Source organism: Billgrantia sp. Q4P2, assembly GCF_052806135.1.
The window spans coordinates 37,961-56,505 of sequence record NZ_JBRBAI010000003.1; the positions used below are offsets into that span (position 1 = coordinate 37,961).

The 18,545-nt window shown below is 64.5% G+C and carries 13 protein-coding genes and 2 tRNA genes; 6 read left to right on the forward strand and 9 right to left on the reverse strand.

From position 1 onward, the window contains the following. Positions 1-378: 378 nt before the first annotated feature. On the forward strand, positions 379-1,479 hold the full coding sequence (locus ACUY1T_RS05555) for a diguanylate cyclase domain-containing protein (protein WP_446020828.1): 1,101 nt from the start codon (positions 379-381) through the stop codon (positions 1,477-1,479). A gap of 378 nt (positions 1,480-1,857) precedes the next feature. Continuing rightward, on the forward strand, positions 1,858-3,186 hold the full coding sequence (locus tag ACUY1T_RS05560) for a peptidoglycan-binding protein (RefSeq protein WP_446020830.1): 1,329 nt from the start codon (positions 1,858-1,860) through the stop codon (positions 3,184-3,186). A gap of 69 nt (positions 3,187-3,255) precedes the next feature. On the opposite strand, the gene ACUY1T_RS05565 is transcribed toward ACUY1T_RS05560, so the two are convergent. From ACUY1T_RS05565 to ACUY1T_RS05590, 6 genes are all read right to left on the reverse strand, one after another. Further along, a tRNA-Lys gene (locus ACUY1T_RS05565) sits at positions 3,256-3,331 on the reverse strand. A 31-nt stretch (positions 3,332-3,362) separates the two neighbouring features. After that, positions 3,363-3,438 (reverse strand) — tRNA-Lys (locus tag ACUY1T_RS05570). Between the two features lie 103 nt (positions 3,439-3,541). After that, a complete protein-coding gene (gene rluB / locus ACUY1T_RS05575) occupies positions 3,542-4,399 on the reverse strand; it encodes a 23S rRNA pseudouridine(2605) synthase RluB (RefSeq protein WP_446020831.1) in 858 nt (285 codons plus the stop codon). Beyond that, positions 4,396-5,265 (reverse strand): SMC-Scp complex subunit ScpB, encoded by an 870-nt coding sequence (gene scpB, locus ACUY1T_RS05580; protein WP_446020833.1) that lies wholly within the window; start codon positions 5,263-5,265, stop codon positions 4,396-4,398. The genes rluB and scpB overlap by 4 nt, the downstream gene beginning before the upstream one ends. Beyond that, on the reverse strand, positions 5,262-6,203 hold the full coding sequence (locus ACUY1T_RS05585; RefSeq protein WP_446020835.1) for a segregation and condensation protein A: 942 nt from the start codon (positions 6,201-6,203) through the stop codon (positions 5,262-5,264). Before ACUY1T_RS05585 ends, scpB begins: the two co-directional genes overlap by 4 nt. 82 nt (positions 6,204-6,285) lie before the next feature. Next, a complete protein-coding gene (locus tag ACUY1T_RS05590) occupies positions 6,286-6,837 on the reverse strand; it encodes a polymer-forming cytoskeletal protein (RefSeq protein ID WP_446020837.1) in 552 nt (183 codons plus the stop codon). 153 nt (positions 6,838-6,990) lie between these two features. On the opposite strand from ACUY1T_RS05590, the gene ACUY1T_RS05595 reads away from it, so the two are divergent. Further along, on the forward strand, positions 6,991-7,569 hold the full coding sequence (locus ACUY1T_RS05595) for a bactofilin family protein (protein WP_446020838.1): 579 nt from the start codon (positions 6,991-6,993) through the stop codon (positions 7,567-7,569). Positions 7,570-7,575: 6 nt separating this feature from the next. On the opposite strand, the gene ACUY1T_RS05600 is transcribed toward ACUY1T_RS05595, so the two are convergent. Further along, complete coding sequence (locus ACUY1T_RS05600) at positions 7,576-9,381, reverse strand: DEAD/DEAH box helicase (protein ID WP_446020840.1); 1,806 nt, start codon at positions 9,379-9,381, stop codon at positions 7,576-7,578. 475 nt (positions 9,382-9,856) lie between these two features. Here ACUY1T_RS05600 and ACUY1T_RS05605 point away from each other — a divergent pair, with 475 nt between their 5' ends. Next, complete coding sequence (locus tag ACUY1T_RS05605; protein WP_446020841.1) at positions 9,857-10,369, forward strand: hypothetical protein; 513 nt, start codon at positions 9,857-9,859, stop codon at positions 10,367-10,369. 131 nt (positions 10,370-10,500) lie between these two features. Here the strand turns inward: ACUY1T_RS05605 and purL are convergent, their stop codons facing one another. Further along, positions 10,501-14,448, reverse strand: coding sequence for a phosphoribosylformylglycinamidine synthase (gene purL, locus ACUY1T_RS05610; RefSeq protein WP_446020843.1), 3,948 nt, complete (start codon positions 14,446-14,448; stop codon positions 10,501-10,503). A 155-nt stretch (positions 14,449-14,603) separates the two neighbouring features. Between purL and mltF the strand changes: the two genes are divergently transcribed. Together mltF and ACUY1T_RS05620 are read left to right on the forward strand one after the other, a co-directional pair. Continuing rightward, positions 14,604-16,070, forward strand: coding sequence for a membrane-bound lytic murein transglycosylase MltF (gene mltF / locus ACUY1T_RS05615; RefSeq protein WP_446020844.1), 1,467 nt, complete (start codon positions 14,604-14,606; stop codon positions 16,068-16,070). A gap of 12 nt (positions 16,071-16,082) precedes the next feature. Next, a complete protein-coding gene (locus ACUY1T_RS05620) occupies positions 16,083-18,059 on the forward strand; it encodes a sensor domain-containing diguanylate cyclase (RefSeq protein WP_446020846.1) in 1,977 nt (658 codons plus the stop codon). On the opposite strand, the gene tadA is transcribed toward ACUY1T_RS05620, so the two are convergent. After that, positions 18,036-18,527 (reverse strand): tRNA adenosine(34) deaminase TadA, encoded by a 492-nt coding sequence (tadA, locus tag ACUY1T_RS05625; protein WP_446020848.1) that lies wholly within the window; start codon positions 18,525-18,527, stop codon positions 18,036-18,038. The genes ACUY1T_RS05620 and tadA overlap by 24 nt on opposite strands. Between the last annotated feature and the right edge of the window lie 18 nt (positions 18,528-18,545).

The window sequence follows — 18,545 nt, forward strand, 5'->3', positions numbered from 1 at the left end:
TGACGATACGAGAAAGCCAACAACCAATTGAATTTAAATGAAAAAAACAAATCTTGTGAACCTTGCCCTCCGATACGGGTGCAGGAGCCGAAGTACATATTGTGTACGCTAGCGCACGGAAGCAACTCCGTCATGTCACTACGCTCGCTGAATGACCAACCAAGCCCCAGGGCTCAGGTCGGACAGTGCCGCCCCACCGGGGTCACACGCAGGCGGAACAGGAAACCGACTCATGGTGGTGCCAACATCCCTGATCAACACGCCCCTTACCTCACTGGCTCTTGTACCGCACCAGTCCATACCGCTCTTACCCCACCCTGGGGTGTGCGGTCCATGGGTAATTCGCGTTTCGGGGCCGCGTGGATGAGGGACGACCCGATGCTGCAGGGCACCGCCTGGACGCAGTTTCCTCGTGACTCCTTGCACGCAGAGGAACCGGTGCGGCAAGGATACACCCAGATCCACGCCTCGAGACGGGAAGTCGCAGCCGCCCTGGATGCCGAGAGGGCATGGGCTCGAGTGGCCCTCAACGCCATTGGCGATGCCGTCCTGGCCATCGACCTTCACGGCACGGTCACCTTCATGAATAGAGTGGCTGAAAGCCTGACAGGCTGGTCGGAAACGGAGGCGATCGGAAAGCCGCTTTCCCGAGTGTTCCATCGTGTCGATGGCAAGACACATCAAACGACCATCTCCCCTGGGCAGCGCGCCATCGAGGAGAACAAAAAGATAGGCCTCGCCCTGGATTGCGTGCTAGTCCGCCAGGATGGCAGCAAGCTCGAGATCGAGGATTCGGCGACTCCTATCCATGACCGGGAAGGTCGAGTCACCGGCGCTGTGATCGTGTTCCACGACGCCTCTCGGTCACAGGTTATATTGGAGAGGATGGCCTACCTGGCGCAGCATGATGCTCTCACCGGCCTGCCCAATCGTGCCCTGCTGATGGAACGACTCTCTCGTGCCATTGGCCTGGCCCGGCGACACCGACATCTGGTCGCCCTGCTCTATCTTGACCTTGATGCCTTCAAGCCCATCAATGACTCGCTCGGCCATGCCTTGGGTGACAGCCTGCTCCAAGCGGTTGCGGGCCGTCTGCAGGACTGCATGCGCGACATCGACACCGTCTGTCGTCAGGGCGGCGACGAATTCGTGATCCTGCTTGCCGAGATCAGGAAACCGGAAGATGCCACCAAGGTCGCGGAAAAACTGCTCCACATCCTGGGCAAACCATATCGTATCCAGGGTCATGAGCTCCTCATCACGCTAAGCGTAGGCATCAGCCTCTACCCGGATGATGCAGAGGATGCCGATACCCTCATGCACAACGCCGACATGGCCATGTACCACACCAAGCGGAATGGCCGAAATGGGCACCAGTGCTTCACGGCTGAGATGAATACCCTACCCCTCCAACGGGGACGGATCGAACCGGGTTCGCACCGACTCCTTCTCTCGTCTCAATTCTTCTTCGACTTCTAGCCGAAGATCATTTCATCAGGCAGCAGCAAGTGAGTCACTTTGTACGACAGCGCACAGACGGAGCGCCGACAACGACGTACTCTTCAGGTGAGCGAGGCAAGGAAAAGCCGGTACAGGGAGTTACGCTCAGCGTCGCAAGGACCGCGACGCCATCAGAACACGAACCACCCTTCAGCATCCTGAAACAGGATCATGCGCCGCAGAGGAAAAGCTTCATGAACAACATCGTCTATATCGTCGGCGCAATCGTCATAGTGTTGGTGATCCTCTCCGTTCTAGGCCTTCGTTGAGACAAGCGACGAGATAAGGTGATGGTAAGGACAGCACGGTGAAGCAGGGAGAATGCAGGCCGAAGCCCCTTCCCACTGGAGACGCCCCGTGACCATCATCAAGGGTTCAGTGTTCCTGCTCCTTCTGTTCGGTCACATCGCGCTGATCAGTGCCGATTACCGCTACACCGACGCCCTGCAGAGCTACGAGCGGCAGGAGTACCGCCAGGCTTTGCAGATGTTCGATCGGCTCGCCGCTATCGGCGACGCCGATGCCCAGTACATGCTGGGGCAAATGCACGAGGCCGGCCAGGGGACGCTCCAGGACTTCGTGGAAGCGCACAAGTGGTACAACCTGGCCGCAGCTCGCGGCCACCGCCATGCCGCCACGGCGCGCGATGCAGTGGCAGCGCGGATGACCGTGCAACAGATCAGCGAGGCCCAACAGTCAGCCCGTGCCTGGCAGCCGGAAGAGGCACCTTCCTCACAAGCGATACCTCCATCGCGACCCGACATCGAGACCCTGTCGGGTCGGCAGGGCGTGGCCGAAATACAGCGCGAGCTCAATCGACTCGGCTATGACGCCGGCCCGGCGGATGGCGTCATGGGGCGCCGGACACGCAACGCGATACACGAGTACCAGGCCGACATGGACATGGCCCAGGACGGCCACGCCACGGCTGACCTGCTGAGACGTTTGCGCCAGACGGAGAGGGTAGCGGTGACGGCTACCGCGCCGCCACCACCCACGGCCTCACCTCGTATCGCCCTGGACGACGACTTCAGCGATGGCGATTTGCGGCGCAACCCACCCTGGACCGTACTCAGCGGACGCTTCGGCATCGATGATGGCGGGTTACGCAGCATCGTGGAGAAAACGCATGTGGCCACGCCCGCCTCACCAACGCTCCGCCCGGAGCGACCGGAGGAGATCGGTCTGGCGATGCTCCAGCTGATCCTCGATCAAGCGGGAGGGCTGAAGCCAAACGCACCATCACCGGCGGCGGAGGTCGAGTTCGGGGACGCGGCACGGATTTTCGTCCGTGCACCGGTCGACAACGCCTTCAGACTGGAACTGGAACTGGCCTCCTACCAGCGGCCAGGCAGCCTGGAGCTGGGGCTGTTTCAGGGCAACCAGCCCGGCGGAGGCTACCGTCTGATCTACAATCCCGGCTCACGGCCCGGGCTTAGCCTGGTACGGATGACTGGCGATGGGGGCGAGGTGATCGCCAGCAGCGAAGGCACACTCGACCTCGAGGATGGCCGCTTCCACATGCTGAGCTGGACCCGAGACGGGAGCGGCAACATGCATGTCTCGGTGGATGACCAGCATGTGTTGCAGGCACACGACCGAGGGCTGCGCCAAGGTTTCCAGGGCTTCGTGCTGGTAAACCATGGAGGTGATTACAATCTCCGCCGGGTACGGCTGGAGCATTAGGGAATTCAAATGCCCCCTATAGACAAAGCGCCCTCGCTTTCTGGAAGCGAGGGCGCTTTGTTGTCAATCTGGTGGGTCGTGTAGGATTCGAACCTACGACCAATTGGTTAAAAGCCAACTGCTCTACCAACTGAGCTAACGACCCTGCACTTGCAAACAAGCATCCAGGCTCGGAATGGTGGGTCGTGTAGGATTCGAACCTACGACCAATTGGTTAAAAGCCAACTGCTCTACCAACTGAGCTAACGACCCTTCCGAACGGGTGCAGATGTTACTGATCACACCCTTTCCTGGCAAGGACTTTTTTGACTTTAGGCGACCATGTTCGCCCAAGGAAGCGCAGGCAGTAAAAGACCTAGCGCCCCTTGGGGCTCTTGGGCTTGCGCATCGCCTGCACCGGACGCCGCTTGTTCTTGTCACGACTCCAGCGGTTCTTCTCGTCAGGCGTGAGCTCGGGCACCTTGCGCGGCGGCAGGCCAGCAGACTGAGCCAGGTCGTCGATTTCATCCTGGGACATCTCCACCCACTCACCCGCCTTGGCCCGCTTGTCGAGGAAGATGTTGCCGTAGCGCACCCGCTTGAGCCGACTGACCGTGAGCCCCTGGGATTCCCACAGGCGACGCACCTCGCGGTTGCGCCCCTCCATGATCACCACGTGGAACCAGGTGTTGATGCCCTCTCCGCCGAACTCCTGGACGTCGGTGAAGCGCGCCGGTCCATCCTCGAGCATCACACCCTCGACCATGGCCACGATATGTTCCTTGCGCACCTCGCCCATCACCCGCACGGCGTACTCGCGCTCGATCTGGGTGGAAGGGTGCATCAGCCGGTTGGCCAGCTCGCCGTCGGTGGTGAACAGCAGCAGGCCGCTGGTGTTGATGTCCAGGCGGCCGATGGCGATCCAGCGCTCGCCCTTGAGGCGCGGCAGGCGTTCGAACACGGTGCGTCGCCCCTCCGGGTCCTTGCGCGTGCACAGCTCGCCTTCCGGCTTGTTGTACATGATCACCCGGCGCGGCGTCTCCTCGGCGCCGCGCAGGGTCACCGGGCGGTCGTCGAAGGCGACCCGGTCGCGCATCTCGATGCGGTCGCCAAGCGTGGCGACCTTGCCGTTGACCTTGACGCGGCCGGCCTCGATGGCCGCTTCCATCTCGCGGCGCGAGCCCAGCCCGGCGCGGGCCAGGACCTTCTGCAGTTTTTCCGTGTTACTCGTCATGTGTCGTCTGACTTCTCGTCTACGGTGGGTTCCGCCCCCGCTCCGCCGTCATCGTCGACGCTGGTGCGGGCACGTTCGGCCAGGCGCGCTTCGAGATCGGCGAAGCTCAGTCCTGGCCTGTCGGACGCCTTCCCGGCGTGTGGTACGTCGGCCGTCCCGGCCGTCGTTTCGGCATGCGTAGCATGTCCATGTTCCTGCTCGTCTTCGAGTTCTTCCTCGCCCACGAGTTCGTCGTCGCCGTCATCCGCATCAGCCGATGTATCCTCATCGGCCTGCGCCAGCAGTGTGCTGGGCGGCGGTGGAGCCTCGTCCTCGAATACCGGCTCCGCCATGCCCTTGAGTTCATGCATGGGCGGCAGCTCGTCCAGGGTCTTGAGCCCGAAGTCATCGAGGAACTGACGGGTAGTTGCATAGACGGCTGGGCGGCCCGGCACGTCACGGTGCCCGACCACGCGAATCCAGCCGCGTTCGGCCAGGGTGCGCATGATCGAACCGCTCACCGCCACGCCGCGCACCTCCTCGATATCTCCACGGGTCACCGGTTGACGATAGGCGATCAGCGCCAGGGTCTCCAGCAGTGCCCGGGAGTAGCGCTGCGGCCGTTCGTCCCACAGCCGCGACACCCAGGGCGAAAGGCGCGGACGAATACGCAGTTGATAGCCCGAGGCGGTCTCGATCAGCTCCATGGCGCCGCGATCGTGACGCGCAGCGACCCGTTCCAGCGCTTCGCGCAGGCTGCGTCGCTGGGGCCGCTCGTGGTCGTCGAACAACCCTTCGAGGCGCTCCAGCGAGAGCGGCTCGGCCGCCGCCAGCAGCGCCGCCTCGAGAATCTCATCGAGGCTGTCGGGCAGCTCCATGGCGGTCATGCGGTGTCACCCGTCCCGGACATGCTCTCCTCCTCGGCAAAGGGACTCTCGACGTCTGCGCCCTCGTCATCGAAGGCTTCCTCCTGCGACTCCTCTCGCGGAGCACGGGCGCGCACGTGGATCGGCGACAACGGCGCGTTCTGCACGATCTCGATCATCGCCTCCTTGGCGAGTTCGAGGATGGCCATGAAGGTGACGATCACGCCAGCGCGCCCCTCTTCGAGGGTGAACAGCGCCTCGAACGGCGTGTAGTGCTCGTGATTGAGACGCTCCATGATCGCCAGCATACGCTCGCGGGTCGAGAGCACCTCTCGCCCCACCTGGTGGGCCTGGTTGAGTTCGGCCCGACGCAGGATGCCGGCCAGCGCACCGAGCAGTTCGTCGAGCTCCACGTCGGGATGGATCACCCGTGCCTGCAGCGGCGGCAGTGCTGCCCGTGCCGGAAACCAGTCGCGGCCTACCCGCGGTAGCTCGGCCAATGCCTCGGCGGCGCTCTTGAGCTGTTCGTACTCCTGCAGGCGCCGGATCAGCTCCGCACGGGGATCGTCTTCCTCGTCGTCGCCTCCCTCCTTGGGCGGGCGCGGCAGCAGGGTGCGCGACTTGATCTCGGCCAGCATCGCCGCCATCAGCAGGTACTCGCCGGCCAATTCGATCTCCATCGCCTTCATCAGCTCGACGTACTCGATGTACTGACGCGTGATGGCGGCCACGTCGATGGCCAGGATATCGAGGTTCTGACGGCGGATCAGGTAGAGCAGCAAATCGAGCGGCCCTTCGAAGGCCTCGAGAAAGATCCGCAGCGCCTCCGGCGGGATGTAGAGATCCTCGGGCAGCTCGGTGATCGGCTCGTCGAACAGCCGCGCCAGTACCGCCGACTGGGTCTCGGCGTCGTTCGCGACCGGCTGATCGGGAACAGCCGTATGGGGCATCTCGCTCACGCGGGGCTGGCCTCCCGGCTGGGCTCGTCTGAAGATCGATCACGCAGTCTACCAAGAGCGCGGGGGTCAGGGTAAGTCCGGCTCAACCAGCCGGCAGCGGGGCGACCTCCCCCTGAATATGCGCGCCGGCATGGCACTCCAGCCGCTTGGCCTCCATGATACCCCGCACACGAGCCCGCGACCGTAGCGTGATCTTGTCCCCGGCCTTCAGCCTTCCCGCCACCTGCCCATCGACGCTGATTTCGCATCCTTCCAGATACGATGACACCCTCCCGCTCGTCGTGACCATGACAGGATGGTCCTGGGCAATGACGGCGCCCTCTATGCAGCCTTTGACCACGACCGGCTCATTGGCAACGAGCTTACCCGAGACTCGCGTCGCCACACCGATACGGCTCCCCTCGGTATCGCACGACAGACTGGCAGCAGGCTGCGTCTCGGCACTTGGCGTGCCGACAAGCGATTCACTCGCCGATACGACCGGAAGTGGGTGCGCCTGGGCAGCAGGTACTCGCGATGCTGCGCTCTCCGGCAAGCCCGAAGTGAGGCGTTTTCTCTTGCGTCGCCGCCCATCCCAGACGATCAGCGTCATGGCAGCCACGCCAAGAAAGATAAGCCATGTCTGAATTCCCACGTCCCTACTCCATGCCCCTCGTATCACTCCTTATAGGTGTCCAGCTTTACGCGCGGTGTCGAGAAAAGGCCGTCAGATCCCGCCTAGCTCCGCGCTTTGATATCGCCGAAAGCGAGCTAGGCTGCTTGGCTAACGTCGATCTTGGAGGCCTGCATGTTCCACAAGGCAAAGCATCGTCAACCGGAAGCAACGGCAACCAGCGTCGCCGCGGCCGATACCGGCCGGGCACCCCCGCTGGCGATGCCCGCAACGCGGCCCAGCGTTTCGGTGATCGGCAGCCACACACGGGTACAGGGTGACATCGATGCCGGTGAGGACCTCACCTTAGAGGGACACGTCAGGGGAACGATCACCTGCAAGCAGAATACCGTCACTCTGGGGAATAGCGGTCGCATCTTCGGTGACGTCTACGCTCACACCCTGCATGTCTCTGGCGAGGTCGAGGGCAACCTCGTGGCATCGCACCGCGCCACGATTCACAAGGGCGCCATTGTCAGGGGAACGATCGTGACGCCATGCCTGATGCTCGAGGATGGCAGCACGTTCCACGGAAATATCGACATGGACCCCGAGAGCGATCTCCTCAAGAGTGCTTTCGGCGAGCTTGCCGACAGTAGACAGGCGCTCTCCTCATCAGGCGACGGCAGCGATACCACGGTGGTCGATGCCGATGAGGCCCATCCTGCGCTCACGCAGGAAGGCGACGCCCGGCAGGCCGAAGGTTCGACCTGATCCCCCCTACTCTGCCGCCTCGGCCTTGCGGTAGCGTCCGGCGTAGTCGAAGAGCTTTTCCCTTACCTGCCAGTGACGGCCCACCTTGCGCCCCACCACGAAGTCCGGGTAGCGCAGGCGCCGTCGCTCGGCGATGACCTCCTCCGCACTCATCGGCTGCCAGCGCGCTCCCGGCGCGCGCAGATGATCGCGCAGGAAAACGGCGGCGAAGGCAGCGCGCTGCGCCGCCGTCTCCAAGGCGAACCACTCACTCAAGCTCGTCCCATCCTCGTCGTGATAGGTCACCTTGAGCCGCGGCAGCCCGCGGCCGTTGACGGTGGCCTCGAGCTGCATCCCGGCCACTCGCAGCACTTTGGCGTGCCTGAGGCGCAGCGCCTCCTTGAGCTTGTCGTCGGCGTCGACCAGCAGGGTCTCGCAGCCATGGCAGCGCCGCGCGGCGATGTCGTTCTCGGCGCCGCACTCGCCGCAGGTCTTGAAGCGAAAGCGAAATTCACACTGCCGGCGCTTGCCCGATGCATCTTCGGCAAGCCCCTGACAGCGGCGACCAAAGTGTTCGATGACCAATTCTCCGTCGCGCCGGCCCCAGAACAGGTTGGCGTGGCCGCAGGCGGGGCATTCGACCTGCACCGGTTCGGTGTCCGAGGCCGGCCGTGGGCTGCCCACTTCCGGCGCGTAGAGATCCCAAGGGTTACCGGCGTAATCGAGGATCAGGCAGTCGCTCTTGCCCGGCGCGAGACGCAGGCCGCGACCGACGATCTGCTGGTAGAGGCTCACCGACTCGGTGGGCCGCAGGATCGCGATCAGATCGACGTGGGGCGCGTCGAAGCCGGTGGTCAGCACCGCCACGTTGACCAGGTACTTGAGTTCTTGCGCCTTGAAGGCGGCAATGATTCGCTCGCGCTCGCGGGATGGCGTCTCGCCGGTGATCAGCGCCGCCTCGGCGGCCGGCAGGTAGCCGAGGATCTCCTCGGCGTGGGCCACGCTGGCGGCGAACAGCATCACGCCACGACGCTTGGCGGCGCGCTCGACGATCTCGGCGACGATGCCCGGCGTGGCGCGGTTGCCCGCCGCCACCCGGTTGAGTTCCTCTTCCCGGAACAGGCCGTTCGCGCCCGGCGCCAGCGCCGAGAAATCGTAGCGTTCGACCGCCGCGTCGATACGTCTCGGCGGCGCGAGATAGCCCTGTTTGACCATCAGCCGCAGCGGCTGCTCGAACACGCAGTCGCGAAAGAAGCAGTCCTCGTCGCCGCGTACCATACCGTGATGGTGACGGTGATAGATGAAGCCCTGCCCCAGGCGATAGGGCGTGGCGGTCAGCCCCAGCACCTTGAGTCGCGGATTGGCGTGGCGCAGGCGCTCGATCACACGGCGGTAGCTGGCGTCTTTCTCCGGCGAGACCCGATGGCACTCGTCGATCACAAGCAGGGTGAAATTGGCCTGGCCCTGAGAAGCGGGGTCGAAGCGCTCCAGGTTGCGCACCACCGACTGCACGGAGCCGAACACCACCTGGCGCGCGCTCTCCTTGCGCCCGAGCCCCGCGCTGAAGATGTCCGCCTCGAGGCCATAGGCCAGGTACTTGGCATGGTTTTGCTCGACCAGTTCGCGCACGTGGGCAAGCACCAGCACCCGCCCACGTGCGAGTCGTGCCAGCTCCGCGATCACCAGCGACTTGCCGCTGCCGGTGGGCAGCACCACCACCGCCGGCTCGTCGCTGGCGCGGAAATGACTCACCACACGACGGACGGCCTCCTGCTGGTAAGGGCGCAGCGAAGGGCAGCGGGCGGAGGACAGGGCGACGGCGACAGAACTCATGGGCAACCCGACAAGCGATCGAGGCCCGCCATCTTAACCGCCATCGAGGCCGTTGTGTTCGCGGGGTCTCACCAGGGCAACCTCGGCCACATGGTCCTGAAACGTCAGTGTCACCCGCTCATGGAAAACTTGTCGTGTCATGCCTGGCTGCCTCATGTCATGCGTCAGGGCAGTCTGGCGCGACGGCTACAGTTGTCAAACCTTCGTTTCATTTTGCTTCGATGGATTTTTCCGCAATTCGTCTATAGTGAAAGTTCAGTGCTGTGTCGGGCGAAGCCACCAAAGGGCAACGGGGAAGAAGCGGGCAGGAGCGTGGCTTTCGTCATACCCGAGGATGGAATCGCTGGTTCATCGGACCTAAACGTCGCAAAACTTGATGAAGGTCATGCAAACCGGAGGCATTCTCTGAGCATCTTTCAGGCCGCAACATGCGGAGAAGCGGCTGATGCTCGGCCTTCGTAAAGAGGACACCGCCATGCCAGAAAAACCAACAAGGATCACCAGGCTGGCCCTGGTGCTGGATGAGCTGTTGACACTCGCTGAGGTGCACGAACGCACCGAGGTTGTGCGCTATCGACGACTCGCCTTCAGCTTCCTGCCTTTCGATACCGCCGTGAGCCGCCTGATGGCCTCACTTGGCATTCAATGCGAAATGCGCGTCGAGGAGCTGCGTCGCCTCTCGCGCCAGTTGGGCCTTCCGGAGCCTCCCGGTGTCCAGCCACAGCCAAGCACTGTCTCAGCGCCCCCTTTCTTCATCACTACCCAAGACGTGGCATTCGAGGTTCTGACCCAGGCGGTAACCGACGCCGGATACTCGCTTCACTTCCATGAGCACCTGCGCGAAGCCAGCACCGTCCCGGCGCTCTATCCGGCCCTGACGGCGGTGATCAAGCAGAAGCGGGCGGAGCACACCGTGCTGGAGGGCTTCCTCGCCTCTCGCAGTGAAGTGCCGCAGATGGAAGAGATGGAACAGCAACAGCGTGCTTGAATGCGATCGCCTTCGCCGGTCAGCGTAGCGATCGGTACGGCACGGTACGGTACGGCAGGGATGAGCACATACGGCATGAAATGAAGAGGCGGCCCGCGGGCCGCCTCTTTCAGTTCGATACCGGCCGAAAGTCAGCCAAGCCACACGCGGGCATTGCGGAACAGGCGCATCCAGGCGCCGTCCCGAGTCCACTCTGCCGGACGCCAGGAGTTGCTCACTGCCCGCACCACCCGCTCCGGGTGAGGCATCATGATGGTGACGCGCCCGTCCGGCGTGGTCAGCCCGGTGATACCCGAAGGCGAGCCGTTGGGATTGGCCGGGTAGTGGGTGGTCACCTGACCGTAGTTGTCGACGTAGCGCAGGGCGACCTGGGCACTGCCCTGCATGCTGCGCAGGTGGGCACTGTCGCGGAACTCGGCGCGGCCCTCGCCGTGAGCGACGGCGATCGGCAGGCGCGAGCCCTCCATGCCGGAAAGCAGGATCGAGGGGCTCTGTTCCACCTGAACCATCGCCACCCGCGCCTCGAACTGCTCGGACTCGTTGCGCACGAAGCGGGGCCAGTTCTCGGTGCCGGGAATCAACTCCCGCAGTTGGGCGAACATCTGGCAGCCGTTGCACACGCCGAGACCGAAGCTGTCGTCGCGCTCGAAAAAGGCGGCGAACTGCTCCCGCGCACGCGGATTGAACAGCACCGACTTGGCCCAGCCACCGCCGGCTCCGAGCACGTCGCCGTAGGAGAAACCGCCACAGGCGACCAGTCCCTTGAACTCATCGAGGGCAACCCGCCCCTCGAGGATGTCGCTCATGTGCACGTCCACCGACTCGAAGCCGGCATGGTCGAAGGCCCAGGCCATTTCCACATGGCCATTGACGCCCTGCTCGCGCAGGATCGCCACCGCCGGACGTGCCGTGTTGACGAACGGAGCGGCAACGTCCTCGTTGACGTCGAAGGTGGCACTGGCCGAGAGGCCCGGGTCGCGGCCATCGAGCAGGCCGTCGAACTCGCTCTTGGCGCACTCCGGATTGTCGCGCAGCGCCTGCATGCGGTAGCTGGCTTCGGCCCAGGTGCGCTGGGTCAGCAGCCGGGTGGTTTCCAGCAGCGGCTCCTCGAACAGGGTCACGCGTACCTGATCGTCGTAGCGCGGCCGGGCAATGACGCCGCAGGTCTCGATGCCGGCGGCGGCGAACTGAGCCAACACTTCTTCGGTATGCTGGCGATTGACCTGGATCACCGCGCCGAGCTCTTCGGCGAACAGCGCATCCACCGCCTGGGTCGGCTCGTCGATCAGCCAGTCGAGCTTGATCTCGAGACCGGCGTGGGCGGCGAAGGCCATCTCCAGCAGGGTCACCAGCAGGCCACCATCGCTGCGGTCGTGGTAGGCCAGCAGCTTGCCGTCGGCGTTGAGCCCCTGGATCACGGCGAAGAACGCCTTGAGATCCTCCGGGTCGTCGAGGTCGGGGCACTCGTGGCCGAGCTGGCCGTAGACCTGGGCCAACGCCGAGCCACCCAGGCGGTTCCTGCCGCCCCCCAGGTCGATCAGGATCAGGTCACTCTCGTCCTGGTCGAGGTTGATCTGCGGCGTCAGTGTCTTCAGCGCATCGGTCACTGGAGCGAAGCCGGTGACCACCAGCGTGAGCGGCGCGGTGACGCTCTTCTCCTCGGCTTCCTCGCCGTCGCCCGCCTGCCAGGCGGTGCGCATGGACATGGAGTCCTTGCCCACCGGAATGGCGATACCCAACCGAGGGCAGAGTTCCATGCCCACTGCATGGACGGCATCGAACAGCGCCTGGTTCTCGCCGACGTGGTCGGCGGCACTCATCCAGTTGGCGGAGAGCTTGATGTCGCCAAGCTTCTCGATGGGTGCGGCAGCCAGGTTGGTAATGGTCTCGGCCACCGCCAGGCGGGCGCTCGCCGCCGGGTCGATCAGTGCTACCGGTGGGCGCTCACCCATGGCCATGGCCTCGCCAGCGTGGGTGTCGAAGCTCGCGGTGGTCACGGCGACGTCGGCCACCGGCACCTGCCAGGGGCCGACCATCTGGTCGCGGGCCACCATGCCGGTAATCGAGCGGTCGCCGATGGTGATCAGGAAGCTCTTCGAGGCCACCGTAGGCAGCCGCAGCACGCGCTCCATCGCCTCACGCAGATCGAGGTTGTCGAGCATCACGCCAGGCAGTTCCAGGCTCTCGCGCTGGAACTCGCGCTGCATCTTCGGCGGCTTGCCGAACAGCACGCTCATCGGCAGGTCGACCGGCTTCGAGGCGAAGTGTCCGTCGCGTACTTCCAGGTGATGCGCCTCGGTGGCCTCGCCGACCACGGCGTAGGGGCAGCGCTCGCGGGCACACAGCGCATCGAAGGTGGCGAGATCCTCCGGTGCCACCGCCAGCACGTAGCGCTCCTGGGCTTCGTTGCACCAGATCTCCAGCGGACTCATGCCAGGCTCGGCGTTGGGCACCGCGCGCAGCTCGAAGCGGCCGCCGCGGCCACCGTCCTTGACTAGCTCCGGCAGGGCGTTGGAGAGCCCGCCGGCGCCCACGTCGTGGAAGAAACGGATGGGATTGGCTTCGCCCAGCGCCCAGCAGCGGTCGATCACCTCCTGGGCACGGCGTTCCATCTCGGGGTTCTCGCGCTGCACCGAGGCGAAGTCGAGGTCGGCGCTGGAAGTACCGGAGGCCATCGACGAGGCTGCACCGCCACCCAGGCCGATCAGCATCGCCGGCCCGCCCATCACGATCAGCTTGCCGCCGACGGGGATCTCTCCCTTCTGCACATGGCCTTCACGAATGTTGCCGTAACCGCCAGCGATCATGATCGGCTTGTGGTAACCGCGCCGCTCGATGCCGCCGGCACCCAGGGTGTCCTGCTCGTAGGTGCGGAAATAGCCGGCAAGATTGGGGCGCCCGAACTCGTTGTTGAACGAGGCCCCACCGATGGGCCCCTCGAGCATGATCGCAAGCGCCGACTGCATGCGCTCGGGTTTGCCGTAGTCGAACGCCTCCCAAGGCTGCACGAACTCAGGAATGCGCAGGTTGGAAACGGTGAAGCCGGTAAGGCCGGCCTTGGGCTTGCCGCCGATGCCGGTGGCGCCTTCATCGCGGATCTCGCCACCGGCACCGGTGGCCGCCCCCGGATAAGGTGCAATCGCCGTGGGATGGTTGTGGGTCTCCACCTTCATCAGGATGTGGATCGGCTCACGCTGTGAACCGTACACGGCGCGCTCGGCAGCCTTGCCGGTCAGCGGCGCGGCGAAGAAGCGAGGAGCCGTGGCCCCCTTGATCACCGCGGCGTTGTCGCTGTAGGCGGAAAGAATATCGTCGGGCGAGGCCTGGTAGGTGTTCTTGATCATCTTGAACAGCGAATGGCTCTGCGCCTCGCCGTCGATCACCCAGTCGGCATTGAAGATCTTGTGTCGGCAATGCTCGGAGTTGGCCTGGGCGAACATCATCAGTTCGATGTCGGTGGGGTTGCGCTCCAGGTCGCGGAAGGCCTCGACCAGATAGTCGATCTCATCCTCGGCCAGCGCCAGCCCCAGGGCGAGGTTGGCCTCCTCCAGCGCCGCCCTGCCCCCGTCGAGAATGTCCACCTGCCCCAGCGGCGCCGGTTCGTGATGGGCGAACAGCCGGGCGGCATCGGAGGCATCGGTCAGCACGCTCTCGGTCATGCGGTCGTGAAGGGTCTCGCGAAGCGCCATGAAGGCGGCCTCGGACATCGGCGCCTTGAGCGCTACCCGGTAGGCAACCCCGCGTTCGATCCGGCGCACCCGGCCCAGGCCGCAGTTACGGGCGATGTCGGTGGCCTTGGACGACCACGGCGACTGGGTGCCGATGCGCGGCACCACCAGGAAAAGCTGACCCTCGGCGTGATCCGCACCCTGGGTGTCGTCGCTCACGTTCTTGATGCCATAGTCGAGCAGTTGGCCAAGGAGGTTGCGTTCCTCGTCGGAGAATTCACCGTCGTGATCCACGAAATGCACGTAGGCGGCGTGCAGGGACTCGACCTCGGGAACCCGTGCGCGCAGGGCAGCCAGCAGCTTGTCGTGACGGAAAGCGGAAAGGGCAGGCGCGCCTCGAAGTTCGAGCATGTCTGGAAGCCTCTGAAGCAAGCGGAGGAAGAGGGCCGCACGGCGGCGCAGAAAGGCGATATGATACTGGAAAGCGACGGGCAGACGAAATGCAGCAGATGACAGCCGTGTCTCGGGCCGTTATCGTGAAGCTCTCATCGCCGATCGTCGCCTGAATGCCTGAGTTTGATAGTCGTGTCCTGCTGAGCCGCCTACGCCTGGCCGCCCTGTTGCTGCTGGGGGTCGTGCTGTGCCTGGCCCCCTACCGCCACTTCAAGCCCGCCAGCGGCCTGCTGGAGGCGGTTCACGAACGTGACTTCATCAGCATTCATACGCGCAACACGCCGACCACCTACTACGAGGGGCGCCACGGCCCGACAGGGTTCGAGTACGAGCTGATGCGCCGCTTCGCCGAGTTCCTCGGCGTCAGCCTGACCCTGGATGCCCGTCATCATATCAACAGTGCGCTGGATGCGGTGCGCCAGGAAGGCGATCTCGCCGCGGCCGCCCTGCCGCTGGACCTGACCCAGCGGGACCTTATCTATAGCCGCCCGATCCTCGACCTGCAACCGCTGCTGGTCTATCGCCGTGGCCTGCCGCCGGTCAATTCCACGGAGGGCCTTGCCGGCCTCACCATCGGCACCATTCGCGGCTCGGGTACCGATCGCGTGCTGCGCGAACTGCAGGCCGAACATCCGGAGTTGGGCTGGCAGGAGTCATCGGACCTGGAGATCGCCGAGCTGCTCAGCCGGGTAGAGAACGGCAGCCTGGACGCCGCCGTGGTCTTCGAGCATCAGTTCCGCATCAACAGGATCTTCTTTCCCGGCGTCGAGCGCGGCTTCCCGCTGGGCAGGCCGCTCTCCATGGCCTGGGCCTTTCCCGCCCAAGGCGGCCTGGGGCTGCAGCAGGAAGCCAACCGCTTCCTCGCCGACCTACAGCAAGAGGAGCTACTCGACGAACTGATTGCCCGCCACTTCGGTCACGACGATTACCTGGAGTACGTCGGCGCCCGGGTCTTCATCGCCCACCTCAACGAACGCCTGCCTACCTACGCCGAGCTGTTCCGCGAGGCGGCGCGCAATACCGGCTTCGACTGGAAGCTGCTGGCGGCACTGGGCTATCAGGAGTCGCACTGGGATCCAGAGGCTACCTCGCCCACCGGCGTGCGCGGGCTAATGATGCTGACCCTGCCCACCGCCGGCGAGATGGGCGTGAGCGATCGTCTCGACCCGGCCCAGAGCGTGCATGGCGGAGCACGCTATCTTCGACAGATCAAGGAGCGCCTGCCCGAGTCGATCCAGGGCAAGGACCGGCTCTACATGGCCATGGCCGCCTACAACGTGGGGCTTGGCCATCTGTATGATGCCCGCGTGATAGCCGAAGAGCGTGGCGGCAATCCCGACAGCTGGGAAGACGTACGCGAGGCGTTGCCGCTGCTGCAGCAACATGAATGGCACAGCAAGACTCGCCATGGCTACGCACGCGGCGGCGAACCGGTCATCTACGTGCGCAACATCCGGCGCTACCACGAGATCCTGACCTACGTCGACCGTAGCCAGCAGCAGTATCTGCAGCTCAACGAGCTGTCGAACGGCGAGGACGATGACGCCCCGCTGTTCGACATCATTTCCCCCCTTCTCTAGAAGAGCGTGACCATGTATCGCCATGCCACCTTCTTCACCTGCCTGGCCATCGTGCCCCTCGTCTTCGGTGTCGTGCTTGGAGATGTCGGACAACCATTGCATGAACTCGTCTCACTCGGGCTCACCGGCATGCTCGTCCTGGCCAAGCTGATGCTGCTGCGGGGCTGGCATGCGACAGCGAAGACGCTGGTAGGGCTGTCCCTGCTGCCGCTGGCCCTGGCACTGGCCAGCTATGTGCTGCCGGAGTACTGGGTGCCGCTGTCACGCTGGGACGACATGAGTCACGGCCTGGCCGCAGAGCTGACGCTGGAGGCCTGGCGCCCGTCGCTGCTGACGACCCTGAGCCTGATCCTGCTTGCCATACTGATCACCACGCGTACCCGCTCCACGCTGGGCGGCCCGCTGCTGCTGATCATGGCCGCGCTACTGCTGGGCGTACAGGGCCTGCTTGGCAGAACGGGCCTCGATACTCAACTGCTGCGGTCAGCGGCCGGACCATGGCCCACACTCGCCATGGCAACGCTGCTGGTCGGCCTGGGCATGGCGGCCCTACCGGGCTGGCGGGCTCATGCTGCCGCCCTCAGGCGCGCGCTGGCACCGTCACTGATCCTCGTCCTGGCCGTGCTGTTGCTGTGGCATCATCAGAAGGCCGTCACCGAGCGTGAGCTGCATGCCACCGTCGAAACGGAAGCCCGCCAGCTTGGCGACCGCTTGACGCGTGATATCCAGGATCATCTGGCTGCCGTGGAGCGCTTCGCCAACATCTGGACCCTGTTCGACACCCCGCCCAGCCAGGCCGAGTGGGCCAAGCAGGCGGCGCTCTACCACCGCGATTTTCGCTACCTGCTCAACATCGCCTTCGTCGACCCCGACAGCCGCCTCACGCGGATCTACCCGTTCAACGACATCAATCACCGGGCTTTGGGCGCACGCTTGTTCGATGCTCAGCCTGCCGGGCGCGAAGCGGTCAGTCGTGCACTCTTCGAGCAGCGCATTGGGCGCACGGACGTCATCATGCTGCTGCAGGGCGTTCCGGGGATCATTCACTATCTGCCAATCCCGCTGGATGAACAGAGCACCCTGGGTGCCGTGGCCATGGTCATCAGCCTGCCGATGCTGGCCGAAATGCTGTTCAGCGAGGTGGACAAGCAGCACACCAGCCTTCTGCTCACCCAGGGCGATCAAGTCCTGGCCAGCCTCATACCCGAGACTCGCCTCGGCCCCTGGCAGCACGAGGTACAGCTCGACGTGGCCGGTGCACCGCTTGGCCTGAGCATTCAGCCCAGCCACTCCCGCCTGTTGCAGCAGCTGCCTCGGCATCCGGTGGTCAGTCTCGTCATCGGACTGACCCTGGCCTACCTTCTCTACCTGGTACTGCACGGCTACACACGTCTCGCGCGCCAGCATCGCAAGGTGCACTCTGCCAACACCGAGTTGCGACGCGAAATTCACACCCGCAGCCAGCTGCAGCAAGAGGTCGAGTGGCTGGCCCGGCATGATGAACTGACCCAGCTGCCCAATCGCCGCCTGTTCATGGAAACACTCGAGGCCAACGCCACTCAGCGGCCGCTGAGCGTGCTGATCTGCGATGTCGACCATTTCAAGCGCATCAACGACCACCAGGGCCACCTGATCGGCGACCGCTACCTGGATCAACTGGGCGGGATTGGACGCGAAGTGCTCGAACCGCACGGCGGATTGTTCGCCCGCTACGGTGGAGAAGAGTTCGTTGCCTGCCTACCGCTGACCGACCCCATGCAAGCCCGGGAGATTGCCGAAACACTGCGTCAGCGCCTGCAAGACGCCGAGTTACGGCATCACGATGGCAAGGTCCTGACGGCCAGTATCGGCGTCGTCACCCTGGTCGACGGCCCGCTTGACGTCGCCACTCTCATGCAGGCCGCCGACGATGCGCTCTACCGCGCCAAGGCCGAAGGGCGCAATCGGGTCAGGGTCGCCCCAGCCTTAACCATCATCGAGAAAGCCTGAAGAGGCTGTGCCCTTCTCGCGCCGGACCTCGAAGAAGTCCTTGAGCAGCCGGGCGGCACGCGTGGCCAACACCCCGCCTTCCACTGCGACCCGATGGTTGTACCAGGGCTGGGCGAACAGGTTGGCCTTCGACTCCACCATGCCGGTACGCGGTTCGGCGGCACCATAGACCAGCCGGGCGATGCGGGCATGAATGATCGCTCCGGTACACATCAGGCAAGGTTCCAGGGTGACGTAGAGGGTGCAGCCGTCGAGGCGGTAGTTGCCCAGGCGGCCAGCGGCAGCGCGCAGCGCGCGAATCTCGGCATGAGCGCTGGGGTCATGGCCCGAAATGGGGGCGTTGTAACCGGCGCCGACGATCTCCCCGGCGGCATCCACCACCACCGCCCCCACCGGCACCTCGCCGGCGGCCAGTCCTTCGCGGGCCTGGTCCAGCGCCCGATGCATGTAGAATTCGTCACTGCGCATCGGCGCGGACTCCGTTAT

Excerpts from the sequence above, each read along its gene's own strand:
- ACUY1T_RS05555 (WP_446020828.1), top strand. The coding sequence starts at position 379 with ATGCTGCAGGGCACCGCCTGGACGCAGTTTCCTCGTGACTCCTTGCAC.
- rluB (WP_446020831.1), bottom strand. The coding sequence starts at position 4,399 with ATGACGAGTAACACGGAAAAACTGCAGAAGGTCCTGGCCCGCGCCGGG.
- scpB (WP_446020833.1), bottom strand. The coding sequence starts at position 5,265 with ATGACCGCCATGGAGCTGCCCGACAGCCTCGATGAGATTCTCGAGGCG.
- ACUY1T_RS05595 (WP_446020838.1), top strand. The coding sequence starts at position 6,991 with ATGTTCCACAAGGCAAAGCATCGTCAACCGGAAGCAACGGCAACCAGC.
- ACUY1T_RS05600 (WP_446020840.1), bottom strand. The coding sequence starts at position 9,381 with ATGAGTTCTGTCGCCGTCGCCCTGTCCTCCGCCCGCTGCCCTTCGCTG.
- ACUY1T_RS05605 (WP_446020841.1), top strand. The coding sequence starts at position 9,857 with ATGCCAGAAAAACCAACAAGGATCACCAGGCTGGCCCTGGTGCTGGAT.
- purL (WP_446020843.1), bottom strand. The coding sequence starts at position 14,448 with ATGCTCGAACTTCGAGGCGCGCCTGCCCTTTCCGCTTTCCGTCACGAC.
- mltF (WP_446020844.1), top strand. The coding sequence starts at position 14,604 with ATGCCTGAGTTTGATAGTCGTGTCCTGCTGAGCCGCCTACGCCTGGCC.
- ACUY1T_RS05620 (WP_446020846.1), top strand. The coding sequence starts at position 16,083 with ATGTATCGCCATGCCACCTTCTTCACCTGCCTGGCCATCGTGCCCCTC.
- tadA (WP_446020848.1), bottom strand. The coding sequence starts at position 18,527 with ATGCGCAGTGACGAATTCTACATGCATCGGGCGCTGGACCAGGCCCGC.